At 54.0% G+C, this 14,771-nt stretch carries 14 protein-coding genes; 8 read left to right on the forward strand and 6 right to left on the reverse strand.

Annotation, left to right across the window (positions count from 1 at the left end; translation table 11 throughout):
• Nucleotide 1: 1 nt before the first annotated feature.
• A complete protein-coding gene (gene rpe / locus ACU6TU_RS10735; RefSeq protein ID WP_447141413.1) occupies nt 2-703 on the reverse strand; it encodes a ribulose-phosphate 3-epimerase in 702 nt (233 codons plus the stop codon).
• A 193-nt stretch (nt 704-896) separates the two neighbouring features.
• Here rpe and ACU6TU_RS10740 point away from each other — a divergent pair, with 193 nt between their 5' ends.
• Nucleotides 897-1,490, forward strand: a complete 594-nt coding sequence (locus ACU6TU_RS10740) for a YajG family lipoprotein (RefSeq protein WP_447141414.1) — start codon at nt 897-899, stop codon at nt 1,488-1,490.
• Nucleotides 1,491-1,548: 58 nt separating this feature from the next.
• Here the strand turns inward: ACU6TU_RS10740 and ACU6TU_RS10745 are convergent, their stop codons facing one another.
• The 3 genes from ACU6TU_RS10745 to ACU6TU_RS10755 form a co-directional block, all read right to left on the reverse strand.
• Nucleotides 1,549-2,196, reverse strand: coding sequence for a thiopurine S-methyltransferase (locus tag ACU6TU_RS10745; protein WP_447141415.1), 648 nt, complete (start codon nt 2,194-2,196; stop codon nt 1,549-1,551).
• Nucleotides 2,197-2,248: 52 nt separating this feature from the next.
• Nucleotides 2,249-2,878 (reverse strand): TIGR04211 family SH3 domain-containing protein, encoded by a 630-nt coding sequence (locus tag ACU6TU_RS10750; protein ID WP_447141416.1) that lies wholly within the window; start codon nt 2,876-2,878, stop codon nt 2,249-2,251.
• A 174-nt stretch (nt 2,879-3,052) separates the two neighbouring features.
• Nucleotides 3,053-3,379 carry a DUF1820 family protein gene (locus ACU6TU_RS10755; RefSeq protein WP_100821561.1) on the reverse strand — a complete coding sequence of 109 codons (327 nt, stop codon included), beginning with the start codon at nt 3,377-3,379 and terminating at the stop codon, nt 3,053-3,055.
• Nucleotides 3,380-3,562: 183 nt separating this feature from the next.
• Here ACU6TU_RS10755 and ACU6TU_RS10760 point away from each other — a divergent pair, with 183 nt between their 5' ends.
• Genes ACU6TU_RS10760 through ACU6TU_RS10770 form a run of 3 tightly spaced genes read left to right on the forward strand, consistent with a single transcriptional unit; the run spans nt 3,563 to nt 7,630 of the window.
• Entirely contained in the window at nt 3,563-4,786 is a 1,224-nt protein-coding gene (locus ACU6TU_RS10760; protein ID WP_447141417.1) for an ATP-grasp domain-containing protein, read from the forward strand.
• A 31-nt stretch (nt 4,787-4,817) separates the two neighbouring features.
• Nucleotides 4,818-6,863 (forward strand): hypothetical protein, encoded by a 2,046-nt coding sequence (locus tag ACU6TU_RS10765; RefSeq protein WP_447141418.1) that lies wholly within the window; start codon nt 4,818-4,820, stop codon nt 6,861-6,863.
• Between the two features lie 11 nt (nt 6,864-6,874).
• Nucleotides 6,875-7,630: a TlyA family RNA methyltransferase gene (locus tag ACU6TU_RS10770; protein WP_447141419.1), complete on the forward strand. Its 756-nt coding sequence runs from the start codon at nt 6,875-6,877 to the stop codon at nt 7,628-7,630.
• On the opposite strand, the gene mscK is transcribed toward ACU6TU_RS10770, so the two are convergent.
• Nucleotides 7,627-10,905 carry a mechanosensitive channel MscK gene (gene mscK / locus ACU6TU_RS10775; protein ID WP_447144230.1) on the reverse strand — a complete coding sequence of 1,093 codons (3,279 nt, stop codon included), beginning with the start codon at nt 10,903-10,905 and terminating at the stop codon, nt 7,627-7,629. The genes ACU6TU_RS10770 and mscK overlap by 4 nt on opposite strands.
• Before the next feature lie 289 nt (nt 10,906-11,194).
• Between mscK and ACU6TU_RS10780 the strand changes: the two genes are divergently transcribed.
• From ACU6TU_RS10780 to ACU6TU_RS10795, 4 genes are all read left to right on the forward strand, one after another.
• Nucleotides 11,195-12,196 (forward strand): phospholipase A, encoded by a 1,002-nt coding sequence (locus tag ACU6TU_RS10780; protein WP_447141420.1) that lies wholly within the window; start codon nt 11,195-11,197, stop codon nt 12,194-12,196.
• A gap of 87 nt (nt 12,197-12,283) precedes the next feature.
• Nucleotides 12,284-12,616 (forward strand): DUF883 family protein, encoded by a 333-nt coding sequence (locus ACU6TU_RS10785; protein WP_447141421.1) that lies wholly within the window; start codon nt 12,284-12,286, stop codon nt 12,614-12,616.
• Nucleotides 12,616-13,020, forward strand: a complete 405-nt coding sequence (locus ACU6TU_RS10790; protein WP_447141422.1) for a phage holin family protein — start codon at nt 12,616-12,618, stop codon at nt 13,018-13,020. The genes ACU6TU_RS10785 and ACU6TU_RS10790 overlap by 1 nt, the downstream gene beginning before the upstream one ends.
• Entirely contained in the window at nt 12,995-13,315 is a 321-nt protein-coding gene (locus ACU6TU_RS10795) for a YqjK-like family protein (protein WP_447141423.1), read from the forward strand. The genes ACU6TU_RS10790 and ACU6TU_RS10795 overlap by 26 nt, the downstream gene beginning before the upstream one ends.
• Nucleotides 13,316-13,332: 17 nt before the next feature.
• Here the strand turns inward: ACU6TU_RS10795 and ACU6TU_RS10800 are convergent, their stop codons facing one another.
• Nucleotides 13,333-14,547, reverse strand: a complete 1,215-nt coding sequence (locus ACU6TU_RS10800; protein ID WP_447141424.1) for an NAD(P)/FAD-dependent oxidoreductase — start codon at nt 14,545-14,547, stop codon at nt 13,333-13,335.
• Nucleotides 14,548-14,771: the final 224 nt, after the last annotated feature.

Raw genomic sequence — 14,771 nt, forward strand, 5'->3', positions numbered from 1 at the left:
GTTATTTTGCTGACTTGCCCAACTCGGCGCGCATTTTTTCGATCACGCTGTTATAACCGTTGGCATCATCCGCCTGGTGGGCACTGAAAATGGCCGACCCGGCCACAAAGGTATCCGCCCCGGCGGCGGCAACGTCAGCAATGTTCTCAACCTTGACGCCACCATCCACTTCAAGGCGAATATCACGGCCCGATGCATCAATGATCGCGCGCGCTTCACGCAGTTTATCCAGCGTGGCGGGAATGAAAGCCTGACCACCGAAACCGGGGTTAACGCTCATCAGCAAAATCATGTCGATTTTGTCCATCACGTAATCAAGATGTGACAGCGACGTCGCCGGATTAAACACCAGCCCCGCCTTACAGCCGCCATCCCGAATCAACTGCAGTGAGCGGTCGATATGCTCAGAGGCTTCGGGGTGGAAAGTAATCATGCTGGCCCCGGCGTCGATAAAGTCACCGATGACGCGATCAACCGGCTTGACCATCAGATGCACATCAATGGGCGCCGTCACGCCATGCTTGCGCAGCGCCTCACAAACCATCGGCCCAATGGTGAGATTCGGCACATAGTGATTATCCATGACATCAAAATGCACCCAGTCAGCACCTGATGCCAGCACGTTATCGACCTCTTCTCCCAAACGCGCGAAGTTGGCGGAGAGAATCGAGGGGGCAATCACAAAATCGCGGGACGTCGTCATTAATGAAACCTTGTCTGGCTGGAAAAACAACCATGATACCAGAGCCTTTGCGTGAGATTCTGCGATTATAAGCAATCGAACCATAAACGCTTCCGCAGGAAGTCAATGCACAGGCAGCGTGAGCGGGTATACTGCTAATTCGCTTTTCACTATTTTGGGTCAATCCATTACGTTGAGTCTAAAGGAGACTTTCATGCATCGGCGTTCTTTAATCAAATTGCTCTGCGTGCTGCTGGCAGGCCTGTGGCTTGCCGGATGCGCAAGCCCTCATCACCTCACCCTGTCTCCAATGCGCAATGCGCCGGTTCCACAGTCTGGGCAGGGCCAGCTCGTCACGGTATTTGCTCAGGATGCTCGGGATTCCGATGTGATCGGCAGCCGCACGGGCCAGGGAATGTCAACGTCGGTTATCACCGTCGATAGCCATCAACTGGTGCCATCGCTGCAAAAAGAGGCGGAGCGTGCAGTACGCGATATGGGCTTCACACCCACCCAGGAACAGGAAGAGGGACGCCCGGTGCTCACCCTGGAGTTGGCAAGCCTCAAGTATGTTCACGGGGATAGCAGCCAGATGGGCTTGAATGAAGCCAATATCGAAGGGGTAATGCGGGCCATTGCACGTCATCAGGGAACCACGTATACCGGCACTTACACGTCACGGCGCGTACAGAGTTATGCGGTCAAGCCCAACCAGACGGCCAATACCCGCATGCTCAATGAGTTGCTGAGCGATGGTTTGAACCGCGCATTCAATGACCCCCAGCTAGGGGAATTGCTGGCTCGTTAGAGCGGCACCAATGCATCACCAAGGGGCCGCTGGATGAAACGTCAACAAGACCCTGGCACTAATCCAGCGGCCCGCGCCGTGAAAGCGACCAGACACTTTCCGTACGTCCACGCTCATCTTCTGCGCCCACCGCCAGTTCAGTCAGTTCAAAATTAGGCGTGAACAATGCTTCGACTTCGGTTCGGCTGACGCTATAGGGAGGCCCTGCATCACCATCAGCATGATGCAGACTCACCAGTAGCCCATGGGAGCCGGGCGGGATCAACTGTGCAAGGTGAAAGGCATACCGTTGGCGCGTTGCCGGCGGCAAGGCAATCAGCGAGGCACGATCATAAAAAGCGCCCACTTCATTCACCTGACGAATATGCAGGTGAAAGAAATCTCCCTGCCAAAGCTCCACCATGCCCTGGCGCGAAACATCAAAGCCCGCTTGACGGTATCGCGACACGCCCCCTTGCGGAACGTGACTTTTCTGACCTTCAAGAAACTGTTCAATGGCTTCCGGTGCCAGTTCAACCCCCAATACCGGATAGCCCTGCTCGGCCAGCCAACGCATATCCAGGCTCTTGCCACACAGCGGCACCAGCACCTTGGTACCAGCAGGAATCTTCAGCCCCGGCCAGAAACGCACCAGTGCCGGGTGGGTATCTTCCAGGTGAAAACCGATGCGCCCTTCACGCCAGCGCTGAAGCCATTGGTCACGCATCCGGAAACTCCGTCATTGATAACTGAACGATAACCTGGCAATAACTCTGCGGTTACTGAAACCAGCGGTCACGTTTTTTCCGACGACGCGGCAAATGCGGCACAATCAGGCCAACAATCAGACCGGCACCCGCGACACCACCGCCATACATAAAGTAGCGTATCAGCAGATCCTCTTCCTGAGTATCCAGACGTGCCTGCAAGGCGCGCACCTGTTGGCGCAGCAGCTCCGCCTCTTCTTCAAGCGCTGCATTGCGGCTTTCCATCGCCTCCGACCGATCCTCACGCAACTCCAGAGTCTCTGTCATGGAAGCCACGCGCTGTTCCCACTGCTCATTAATGCCTTCAAGCTCGGTCGATAATGCCTCGACCTGACGCTCCAGCTCGGGTAATTTTTCGCGCGCACTGGGCGTATCCTGAATCTCGTTACTTAACACCCAAACGGCATCACCGTCACTGTCGCGCACGCGGGTGTAATCGCCACTGCTCTCAAGCACATCAACCTGCTCACCTGCCGTCAGAGTGCCGATAATACGATAACCATCGGTCGGACCGCTGCGTACATAAGTGCTTAACTCATCGCTCACCCAGGCTTCATTGGACTGAGCAAACGCGGAACCACTGGCCAGGCTGAACAACAGCATCGCCATCGTGGCGCGTGCACGGCATTGAGTGACTTTCATAGGTCGTCCTAAAACAATAAATAGTACGTAACAAACCGTACGTAACAAATAGTATGTGGAAGAAAGCTTGTGACAAAAAGTACGTAGTAAACGTACTCAAATAAGCACGAGGTTCAGATCGCCTGTCGCTGAAAACAGCCGTTGGCACTGATAATCAATGCCTGACCGGCCTGCTCATTTGTCACGCGACGGCATGGGGAACGGGCGCGGAAACTCAGCGACGCGCGCTTCACTTTTGACCACTTTCAACGCCCCTTCCCGTTCCACTTCATCGATACGCACGATGGCGTTAAGCGGTAAATAGCTACGTGTCACACCCTCAAACGTGCGCTCAAGCTTCTCGCTCGCCGGGTCGACAACGACACGTTTGGCGTCACCAAACACAAACTCTTCCACTTCGATGAACCCCCAGAGTTCGCTTTGGAAAATCTCACGCACATAGAGTTCCCAAACTTCACCCTGCTGGTGAACGACGACGCGATAAATCGGCTTAGCCGCCATCTTGACCTATCCTTTTGACATTTGAATCTATAAAACCCGCAAGCCTACCACAGCGCGGGCATTTTGCCTGCAAAGCGTTGACTCATGGTTCACGCAACCATAGCCGATGCCAATTCAGACATGTATGGTAGAAAAAGTAACCAGTAATTCACGATTTAGTCATTTCACGCAGGAGTTATCATAATGCAGAAAGATCCCAACAAAGGATTTATTGCTTTACTTGGCTGGAGTCTCAATGCAATTGAAGCTGCGGAAATGTTTGATCGACGCTATATCGTGGTTGCTCCCGACTGGGCCGAGGACTACTGCCAGAAGCACGACATCCCCTATGTTCCCTGGAATTTCGAGCGCCTGAACGACCGCTCCATGGAAATTGCCGAGACACTGAAAGAGAAAGGTGTCGATGTGGCCATTCCGATGTTCGAGGAAACGGTTGAATGGGCAGGTGCCATTAACTCGGTATTGTTGGATAACCCCCGCCTTTACGGGCAATCGCTGCTGCTGCGTGACAAAGCGCTGATGAAACGCCGCGCACAGCTGGGTGGCATCCGTGTCGGCATTTTCGAAGAAGCCCACGATAAAGAGGACGTCGTTCGCTTTCTCAAGCGTGTTAACCAGACACTGCTCAAGCTGGATGGCGACCCCAACGATCCGATTCACCTCAAAGCCTTTGATAAGGCAGGTTGCCTTGGCCACCGTATCATCCGTACCCCGGATGAAGTTGATACCATCCCCGAGGAAGAATTTCCGGTGTTGATGGAATCTCACCTGGATGGCTGGGAATTTGCCGTTGAAGCCTGGATTCACAATGGCAAGATAGCCTTTTTGAATATTTCTGAATACGTCACCCTTGGCTATTCCGTTTTCGTCCCTGGTTCGCCGGAAATCGAAAAATATCGTCCGCAGATCACGGCTCAGATTGAAAAACTGATCAAAACCTTTGATATCGAATTCGGTCTGATTCACCCGGAGTACTTCGTGACCAGTGATGGTGAGATGTACTTTGGCGAAGTGGCTTATCGTCCGCCTGGCTTCAAGGTTTTTGAACTGCTTGAGCGGGTTTACGGCTTCAATGCTTATCAAGCCTCCATGCTGGTATTTGACCCGAAAACAACGCCGGAAGAAGTGGCCAGTTTCTTCCCGAAAGAAGTGGTCGATGCTGATGGTTATGCCGGTTGTTTCGGTGTTTACCCGCGTCGTCGCGTTGTCAGCCGTCTGGAAATCCCGGAAGAAGTGGAAGATCACCCCTACTTTGAATCCCACGAACTTACGTCGCCAATGGAAGAAACCGTCACCAAACGCACCGCTTTCGGGACGCATTGGGGTCTGATTTACTTTAAAGGCGATGACGCGCATACCATCCGCGATTTACTAAAACATCAAGAAGACCTCGACTTCTATGTATAATCCCTTTTATAAGCTGGGATAAGGAGTCACCGTGACGACGGAAAACGATACGTCTCCTCAGGGAGAAGAGAAGCTGAACTTACTGGTTAACAACCTGGAGGACGCTGTTCGCCTGCTATCGCAGGCGCCTGCGTTTTCCAAACCGGCCAAACTGCCGCGGGTGTTCGATACCGCGCGGCGTCTGTTGCTTCAGCCAGGTGGCTGCGCGGCTATCGAGGCCCGTACCGCCACCCTGGAGGCGTCCGGTATTTTCGAAGGGTCAGACTGGGCAACCCCCCAGTTTCTGGTGCCATCGCTAACAACCTTTGCACTGAAAAGCGCCGACCCCAATGTGGTCGTCATTGAATCACTGAGTGAACTAAGATTACTTGCGGTTGCCAAGGGTGATTACGTTCACCCCAGCGTATCCGCCGAGCACGCTCATCATTATCTCACTCAGGTAATGGCCATCAACTTGTGGCTGTTGTTCTCTGCGCCGTCAGAGGCCGAACGTGAAACACAGGGGCGTCTGGCATCCATTTCACGTCATCTTTTTCAGCATCTTGCCGAACGCATCGGCTATGAACACATTGTTGATCGTCTGATTGATGAAATCTGGCGCATCCTCAAGCAGCGACCGATTCAGGTCGATGCTATCAAGCAGATGATTACCCAAATCGCTCTGTGCCAGGCCAACCCTGATATTGACCTCGGCACCAGCGGTCAAGGTGCCGCCCGATTGGTCAGCTCAGTCTTTGGCCCCACTCAGGCGTGTCAGGAAGACCCCGGTGTTGATATCTATCGTGAACGGCTGGAACGCATGGATAACGCCGCGCTTCAAGCCGAAGCGACAGGGTTTGCCCGTGCCATGCATGATACCGGGCTGGTATCTCCTTACCACCCCGTACTCATCCGCCATTTACTGGATGTCAGCGATCACCTGGTCGCCGAAGCACTGGGGCTATCATCGACTGGCCGCGACTGCCTGCTGTGCTATCGCGAGCTGGTTCATGCATTGATCCGCAGCGGCGTCTACCCCGCCACCAGTCAGGCAGTATATGGGCTGGCGTTAACGCTGGAACGCGGCATTCTCTACCAGTCGCCCGTTGCCCCGGCCCTTTGGCGCCAGCTGAGTCTCAAACTGTCCGACTGGTCTCAGTCACGTTTGAACATTGCATTCGGTGAGAGCGCGTCACCCAAAGCACGCTTGCTGGAAGGTGTGCTGTGCATGCTGGGTCTGCCACTTGGCGTCGGTCAGGGCAATAACCCCACCTGCCAGTCGGCACGTGCGCTTTCGATGTGGGCGTATAACGACCCCGATTACATGCTACAGATGGTTGTTTGGGCGGCGCGGGATGACGAAATCATCATGCACTTCGAAGGCCAGGCGATTTCATCGATGGCAAGCCTGAGTGGCGTTGCCAAAGAGCTGCCTATCGACCTCGACCCGGTGTCGTTGATTGTGGTGCCGCATCTGGACCGTATTTACGCCGAGATGGGCCGTCGCTGCATTAGCCGCGAGGGTGACCCACATCGCTGGGTCAACCCTGAATTCCACGGCTGGTGGGCGGGCCGTGGCTTCAGTATCAATGTCGACGTCGCCACTGGCAAGTTAACTGATGTCGAGAATTTCCTGCGCCATTTCTACGCAAGCTATCACCCTTATTACAATGGCAACCAGCCGCTGATTCATCCGCAACCGGCTGGCATTGCCGTTACGGATAGTGCCGCGCGCTTTATCGGATGGCACGCCATCACCATCTTACGGGCGTCACTTGGCCCCGACGATGAGATGCGTATCTACTTTTATAACCCCAATAACGATAGCGGTCAGGATTGGGGAGATGGAGTTGTGGTCAGTACCTCTGGTCATGGTGAGCGCTTTGGCGAAGCATCGCTGCCTTTCGAGCAGTTTGCCTCGCGACTGTATATTTACCATTATGACCCGCTGGAGCCTGGTGAGCTTGCCACCGTGACCGACGCTGAACTGTCCAGAGTGAATGGCTATATTGTTCGCAGCTGGGGCGCCGACCGACTTCCGCCAACCGGTCTTCAGGCAGAAGAAGGCCCTTCATCCTCCGAGTCTCCCGATACCTGACCGATAAACGCATGCTACGACTCGACCAGTTACTGGTCAGCCTCGGGCTGGCCTCCTCACGTACTCGCGCCCAGCGGCTTATCCGCCATGGGCGCGTTACGCGTCTGGATACGCAAAAAACGCTCATTAAAGCCAGTGAAAAGCTGCCTGATGACACCCCCCTTCAGGTGGCGGAAGACCCGGAAGAACGCTATGTGTCACGTGCGGGGCTCAAGCTGGAAGCCATTCTACTCACGCTTGACAAGCGTTTTGATGCCAGCACCGTGCTGGATATCGGCCAATCAACAGGCGGATTCAGTGATTGCGCCTTACGTTTTGGAGCCGCGCAGGTCATTGGTATTGAGGTGGGCCATGGGCAACTGGACAGTTCACTGCGCGATGACCCTCGCGTGATCTGTCTGGAAGGCATCAATGCCCGCCGGATGAGCCAGGAGCGCGAGGTTATTTCCCAGCTACACAGTACGCCAATTGATGTTGCCGTCATGGATGTTTCGTTTATTTCCCAGACGCTGATACTGCCAGAGATTGCGGTACTACTTCCCCTAGGCGGCGAGCTGCTCTCATTGGTCAAACCGCAGTTTGAATTAACCCCTCAGGCCATGGATAAACGCGGCGTTGTTCGCAACCCGGAACATTTCACCGAGGTTGAAAGTAAATTGCGCGATGCCTGTACCCACAATGGCCTACAGGTGCTGCACTGGCAGGAAAGCCCGATTACCGGCAGCGATGGTAATCGGGAGTTCCTGCTTCATGCAGTCAAACGTTAATCTTTGGAAATCTGCGGCTTTTTCGCTGAGACTGACTGTATCTGTACCGGTGCTGAATGATCATTGTGCAGCCAGACATCTATCTGCTCGAATGCCACGCGGATGTTGGCTTCACGAAACAGGTCATCAATCCGGCAATTGATTTCGTCCGCCGCATACAGCCGATCCATAATGTCATTGACGAAAATACGCAGTTCGAAGTTCATGCTGTACGCCCCATAGTCAAGGCAGAACACCTGCGGTTCCGGGTCGCTTAGCACACGATGATTTTCATGCGCTGCCTGGTGCAATAATTTATTGACCATGGCGAGATCCGAGCCGTGAACGACGCCATAGGTCAGCACTACCCGGGTGATATTATCCGACAGGGACCAGTTGATCAGTTGATCGGTCACAAAGGTCTTGTTGGGAATAATGATTTCCTTACGATCAAAATCTGTCACCGTTGTCGCACGGATACGGATACGGTTAACCGTGCCGTGTAAATTCCCAATCGTAATGGTGTCGCCGATACGAATCGGGCGCTCGAACAGAATAATCAAGCCCGAAATAAAGTTGGCAAAGATCTCCTGCAGACCAAACCCCAGGCCGACACTCAAGGCCGCCACCAGCCACTGCAGTTTGTCCCATGAAACCCCCATGGCAGACAGCGACATTACGACACCAACCCCGACAATGGTGTAGGAAAGCAAGGAGCTAATGGCATAGGCACTGCCCTGCTTGAGTGACAGCCGCGATAACACCATCACTTCCAGCAACCCTGGCAGGTTGCGCGCCATGATGGTCATCACTGCAACAATAAACAGCGCCGTGAAAAAATCAGAAATTGACAGAACATTTTCGACCAGCGGCTCATCAGAAAGATTCAGCAATGCCACCTGATCCAGATAATTCAGCACGCCCAAGAGGTCAGCCCATACGCCATAAATCAGCGCACTGAAAGCAATCAGCAGGATCAGTTTGGAAAGCCGCAACGACTGAGCATTGATCTGCTCCATATCCAGCGGCGGTTCTTCTACCACCTCGAGCCCGCCTTCTCCGCTTTCCTGCATCAGCGCCGTGCGCCTGGCCAGAGCGCGATGATAGGCCAGACGACGCGCGGCGACTGCCAGGCTTCGTACAACAGTAGCTTCCACGGCAATCCACATTCCCAGGATATACAGGGTAACGACAAAACGCTGGATCAGCTTGAGGGCAGTGTATTCATATCCCCATGCGACTAGTCCCAGCATGATCAGTGGCACAGCCGCCATACCAAACCCCAGTGCCAGGCGAAACAAGCGCAGACCGAAGAAAGGCAGGTGCGCCATGACCAGTTTCACCAGCAGTAAACTCATCAAGGCCAGCCCTACGGTCAACAATGCGAATGCCACCGGCCGCATGGCAAGCGGTGTCTGAATGTCTTCTGCCATGGCCGCAATCGCGACGACTGGCACCATGGCGACACCCAGCCACCCCAACAGCGAACGTAGTTGATTGATGTAGCCAGTAGGCCATTTGAAGTGTTGCTCGGCCACGCCAGTGACGACCAGAATTCTCCGTCCCCAGGCGATAACAGCCCAGAGTAAAGCTACCTGCAATAGCGCCTGGAACCCCAACAGCAGGCCGAAACCTGCCATCAGGCTGGGCTTGGGCAATGCCAGCAGAGCGTTTAAAGCCACTGCTTTGGGGGTATGCAGCTGGGTATCGCTTTTAAGCCGTCCTACCTGAGCATGCAGCTCACCTAGCCGCCGTTTAATACGCTGACGAAACAGGAAAAGAGCCGTCGCCAGCAAAAACAGGGGTACCCCCTGGAGAATGGACCAGGAGCCAACGGATAGCCGAGTCGAAATAACATTTCGCCATTCGCCCGAGTACCATTCATCTTGCAGCGCTGATGGCAGGCTACGCAGCCAGTTCATGTCCAATGGTCGGCTATTGGCAACCCAGAACAGCTGCTCGTCGATCGTGGCGCGCAGATCCGTGGTAATGCTCACCAATTGCTGATGATTGAGCTGTAGCTCAATGGCGGCACTCAACAAGGTGCCGTAGGCCTGCTCAAGCTGTTCAACCAGTTCGCGGCGAGATTGATAAAGGCGTATCAACGCCTCCTTTAACTCAGTGTTTTCTTCAAGCCCTGCCTCTGCCAGCCGCTTGGAGGCTAGCTGGTCGCTGTAGCGAAGCTCGTCGCGCTGACGAATCAGTTCGAACTGTTTGAGTCGCAGGTCCGCAATTTCATCCTTCAAAGCACGTCGGTCGGCTACCGTTAACAGAGACTGGCGCTGCTCACGAAGTATACGTGAAAGTAATTGACTGCCGCGGATGGCATCAATCTGTTCGTTGAGGCTGCGCTGTAACTGGCGGGTGTATTCCAACTGCCGCTGGGTATCGATATTTTCACGCACAACGCTGTTGGCACGGTCAGTGGCGCGCAGAAGCTCCTGACTAAGCGTCTGATTGTTTTCCTGGGCACGTGTGACCAAGGGATGCCCCGCACCAATCAGGGAATTATCCCGCGCGGCATCGGCAATGGCCTGCTCAGATTGAAGGCGACGCTTTCGATCAATCACACTTTGCAGCCTTTCAAGCCGCTCTTCCTGATGCAACACCTGCAGCATGATCAGGTCACGACGCTGCTGGGCAATTTCACGCAAACGGCTGTTGGTACTCAGCTCAAGCTGATGAAACGCGACTTCCCGCTCGACAAGTACGCGCTCCAGGCGCAGTTGAATCAATCCTGGAGCATTATTGGCATTCAGCGGCGTCTCATCCTGCAGTGTTTCACTGGCATCCTGCTCACGACGTAAACGCTCGACACGCTGCAGGGCGCTCGCAATGGCTTGTTGAGCACGCTCAGGCAGCGTCTGTGCAGACAGTAACTGTGCATTGATGTCCGCCAACTGATCCTGTAAGCGTTGCAGCTTCGCGACGGCCTGTGCCTGCTTGACCTCCAGTTCAGACAACGACTGATCATTAAGCTGCATCATCGACGATGACGCATCATTGTCTTCCAGTTGCGCCAACTCACGTTCTAAGGCTGCCAGATCATTGGGTGCCCGATCCACCCGCTGTTCCAGTGTGCGCTGGCGTTCTTCCAGTGCAATCAACCGGTCATAGGCAGCAACCGTGGCCTCTAACGCCTCTTTATCGCGCACCTGTTGGGCACTAAGTTCACCCTCTGTGGCTTCCAGCGCCGCAAGCTGTTCTACTAACACCTCACGGTCAGGCACACCATCTACCTCAAGCGCCATCGCCGTAGAAAAGATACTGATCAGCAGGATAAACGCTAGTAGCATCCACCCGCCGGTACGTCGCAGCTTGAAAATTTCTGACACCTGGAGTTCCTCATAAAAGGCGGGGCGTGATCGCTCAAGTTAACATTGTCAATGTCGCTATCAATAGGCCCAAACCATCGCAATTTCTGGTTCTATCGCATTAAGTGATGCTTATACAGGTTGCTTTGACACTCTGGCAGACAGAACCTTATAAAAAGCGCTACTATGTCTGTTTTACTGCTAGTGAGTCATTAAAATGGTCTCTCGACTTCGACGGTTTTTGTACGTTGTGCCAATCGCTATATTGAGCATGGCAGCCTCCGATATGGCGGCTCATGCCCAACCGACCAATCGAGCAGAAATTGAATCACGCATCAAGGCACTTAACAACGAACTCGACGTGTTACAGCAAGCGCTGGAAACCTGGCCGGAAGCAACGACCCCAAATGTTAATGAAAGTGAGGCAATTCAGCCGCATTCATTACCTCAAAACATTGCCATCGATGATCTCAATGAGCGCCGCGACCTGGAGCAGGCCTCTAACCGCAACCCTTTTGCCATCACCACGCATCGCACCAATTATCTACTGCCGGTGAGCTACAACACCAACCCCAACCATGATAGTTTTCGCCAGATTGATCCGAATGACCCGCCGAATAAAAACGAGCTGAAATTCCAGCTGAGCGTTAAGGTCGGCATTGCTCAGGGTCTGCTTGCGAATCATGGCGACCTTTACTTTGGCTATTCACAACGTAGCTGGTGGCAAGCCTATAATACAGATGCCTCATCGCCTTTTCGTGAGACAAACTATGAGCCAGAGCTATTTATCGATTTTGACAATGCCTGGAGTGCCCTGGGTTGGGTGAACACCCGTAATCGTATCGCGATCAACCATGAATCTAATGGTCGCTCAGGAGACCTTTCCCGCAGCTGGAACCGCGTCTATGCGGAAAGCACTTTTCAGCGTGGCGATTGGGCATTTGTGCTAGCTCCTCATTGGCGTGTCCCTGAGGAGGAAAGCGAAGATGACAATCCGGATATTGAACGCTATATGGGCTATGGCGATCTGCGCCTGGCCAAACGCCTGAATGATGACCATGAAATTATTGCTCAGTGGCGCGGCAACCCAAGCGCTGGCAATCATGGCGCCCAGATTGACTACAGCTGGCCTGTTTTCAACAGCTTACGCGCCCACGTGCAATATTATTATGGATACGGTGAGAGCCTGATTGATTATGATCACCGCGTTCATCGCCTCAGCCTGGGTTTCAGCTTGAACCCACTATTCACGCCGACCGGACTGAACCGGTAAAGAGCGGTGTTGTCTCAGGTGGAGCGAGTGTTACCCTGACATCATCAGGCAACATGATTATTTATCACCCATAACAGGAATACGACTATGAGCAAACATTCATCAAAATATGCGGATCAATCCGAACAGCTGAAAAACGATCTGCGTCACCTCACTGAAACGGTTGAGGAACTGGTCAACGCGACGTCTGAAGATGCCAGCTCAGAGATGCGCGACCTGCGAAACCGCGCTGAGCGCAGCCTGAAGGAAACGCGCGCCCGCCTTGAAGCCCGTGGCGAACGTATTTACACCGACACTCGTGACGCGCTTTCCGACCAGGCGGATAGCTGTGATCGCTATGTGCATGAAAACCCCTGGACCAGCATTGGTATTGGCGCAGCCGCAGGGCTTGTTGTGGGTCTTCTGCTCGGACGTAAATAATGGCATCAGGGCCTGGCCAACGCACGTTCGACGCGGCCAAGCGCTTGCTGAGAACGCTTCTCGCCAATGGCGAGACGCGTTTGCGGTTAGCGGTACTGGAGCTTGAAGAAGAACGCGCACGTCTGCTCACATTGATGCTGTTGGCCGGTGCAAGCCTGGTGCTATTGCTGCTGGGTGTCGCCACACTTACCGCGCTGGTCATCATACTGTTCTGGGATACCTACCGCATTGCCGCTATCGCCATTAGTGCCGGTGTGTTGATTACCATCAGCCTGATACTCGCGCTCACCGCGATTCGTAAGGCCAGGCAGCATACAATGTTTAAAGAAACGCTCAAGCAATTCTCAACCGACCGCGCCCTGCTGGAGCTTGAACAGGATGCCAACGCCGAAAACAAGCGCTAAAATACCGCCGGATTTATCGGCTAACCTGTCGACGAGTGAACGCAAGCAGGCATTATTGCAAACGCTTGAACAGCAACGTATCGACATCATGGTCGATAGCCTGCGCCTTCAACGTGCTGCGGCGCCGATTGATGCCACCTGGCAGCAAGTGATGCGCTTCAGGAAACCACTTTTTCTGCTTGGTGGTGTTCTTGTCTGGCGGTTTGCCCGTCACCCTGGCCGCCTGGCCTCTCTGGGTAAAAAGGCACTGGCGGGCTATGCCGTCGCCAAAAGAGTGCGTCACCTCACTCGCTAGTTGTGTGCGTTCTGTCTCTAACACGCCTGCCCACAGGCAACGCCGCTGGCCCATGCCCACTGAAAATTATAGCCGCCAAGTTCCCCTGTCACATCAAGCACTTCCCCGATGAAACGTAACTGGGGAAGTGTTTTAACACTGAAATCCCGCGATGAGATAGCATCCGTTGACACGCCGCCCAGCGTCACTTCCGCCGTTCGCCACCCCTCTGTGCCAGCAGGCTTTAATTGCCAGCGGTTGAGACGTTGTGCCCATTCATCCAATTGGGCATTACTGTATTGGGCCAGGGGCGTTTCCTGATGTTCAGCGCCATACCACTGCGTTAGTGCCTGAGCAACCCGCTTGGGAAACCGCTCACCCAGCCAGGTCTGAAGTTTGCGTTTAGGCGTTTGTTCGCGCGCCTCTCTTAGACTGCTTGCCACATCTTCGTCGGGCAATAAGTTGATACTCAGAGTTTCCCCCGGTTGCCAGAATGAGGAAATCTGCAGCATGGATGGCCCTGATAAACCACGGTGGGTAAACAGCATCGGCTCTTTGAAATGCCGTTCGCCGCATTGCACATCGACATCCAGGCTAACGCCGGAGAGTGAGGCGCAGCGTGATTTCCAGGGATCACTCAATGTAAACGGCACCAAGGCGGGGCGCGTAGGAAGCACTTCCAGACCAAACTGGCGGGCAATCTCATAACCGAAGCCACTGGCCCCCATCGTCGGAATCGACAGCCCTCCCGTCGCGACTACCACCACCCCGGCGCTGATACGCCCCAGGGAGGTTTCAAGGCAGACACCTTCTCCCTCACGCTCCAGACGATGAATACGGGTTTTCAACTGCACATCAACACCGGCCCATTGCGCCTCGGTCAGCAGCACCTGAACAATATCCTTGGCAGAAGAAGCACAAAACAGCTGTCCTGGCGCTTTTTCGACATAGTCAACGCCATGGCGCTCGACCAGTTCCACAAAATGTTCCGGACGATAGCGCTTAAGCGCCGAAATGCTGAAATAAGGATTTTGCGAGTAAAAGTGCTGTGGTGTCGTGCCCAGGTTGGTAAAATTGCAACGGCCACCGCCCGACATCAGAATTTTCTTTCCTGCCTTGTTGGCATGGTCCAACAGAGCAACCCGCCGGCCGGCATAGCCTGCTTGTGCCGCACACATCAGCCCAGCCGCACCGGCACCGATAACAACCACGTCATAGGTTGTGGCGACATGGTTAGTGGCAACCTGGGTCATCGCAAGGTTCCTGTCAAAGAGATAATAAGGTAAAGGTGAAAACATGGCCTGCCGAGTACGAAATCAGCACTGAGCAGAACGGTTTTAAGAAGAACGGTTCTAAGCGAACAGTTTTAAGCAAAATCGCTCAAAGGCTGATCAGGGTACCAGTTACACCGAGAATCTCCAGCGCCATCACACTGGAGCAGGCACTGAAATACCCGACAAAAAATGTACACATACGC

Source organism: Halomonas sp. LS-001 (genome assembly GCF_052983955.1).

What these genes read in the sequence shown, in the direction of transcription:
- rpe (WP_447141413.1), bottom strand. Translation starts at nt 703, where the DNA reads ATGACGACGTCCCGCGATTTTGTGATTGCCCCCTCGATTCTCTCCGCC.
- ACU6TU_RS10740 (WP_447141414.1), top strand. Translation starts at nt 897, where the DNA reads ATGCATCGGCGTTCTTTAATCAAATTGCTCTGCGTGCTGCTGGCAGGC.
- ACU6TU_RS10745 (WP_447141415.1), bottom strand. Translation starts at nt 2,196, where the DNA reads ATGCGTGACCAATGGCTTCAGCGCTGGCGTGAAGGGCGCATCGGTTTT.
- ACU6TU_RS10750 (WP_447141416.1), bottom strand. Translation starts at nt 2,878, where the DNA reads ATGAAAGTCACTCAATGCCGTGCACGCGCCACGATGGCGATGCTGTTG.
- ACU6TU_RS10755 (WP_100821561.1), bottom strand. Translation starts at nt 3,379, where the DNA reads ATGGCGGCTAAGCCGATTTATCGCGTCGTCGTTCACCAGCAGGGTGAA.
- ACU6TU_RS10760 (WP_447141417.1), top strand. Translation starts at nt 3,563, where the DNA reads ATGCAGAAAGATCCCAACAAAGGATTTATTGCTTTACTTGGCTGGAGT.
- ACU6TU_RS10770 (WP_447141419.1), top strand. Translation starts at nt 6,875, where the DNA reads ATGCTACGACTCGACCAGTTACTGGTCAGCCTCGGGCTGGCCTCCTCA.
- mscK (WP_447144230.1), bottom strand. Translation starts at nt 10,905, where the DNA reads ATGCTACTAGCGTTTATCCTGCTGATCAGTATCTTTTCTACGGCGATG.
- ACU6TU_RS10780 (WP_447141420.1), top strand. Translation starts at nt 11,195, where the DNA reads ATGGCAGCCTCCGATATGGCGGCTCATGCCCAACCGACCAATCGAGCA.
- ACU6TU_RS10785 (WP_447141421.1), top strand. Translation starts at nt 12,284, where the DNA reads ATGAGCAAACATTCATCAAAATATGCGGATCAATCCGAACAGCTGAAA.
- ACU6TU_RS10790 (WP_447141422.1), top strand. Translation starts at nt 12,616, where the DNA reads ATGGCATCAGGGCCTGGCCAACGCACGTTCGACGCGGCCAAGCGCTTG.
- ACU6TU_RS10795 (WP_447141423.1), top strand. Translation starts at nt 12,995, where the DNA reads ATGCCAACGCCGAAAACAAGCGCTAAAATACCGCCGGATTTATCGGCT.
- ACU6TU_RS10800 (WP_447141424.1), bottom strand. Translation starts at nt 14,547, where the DNA reads ATGACCCAGGTTGCCACTAACCATGTCGCCACAACCTATGACGTGGTT.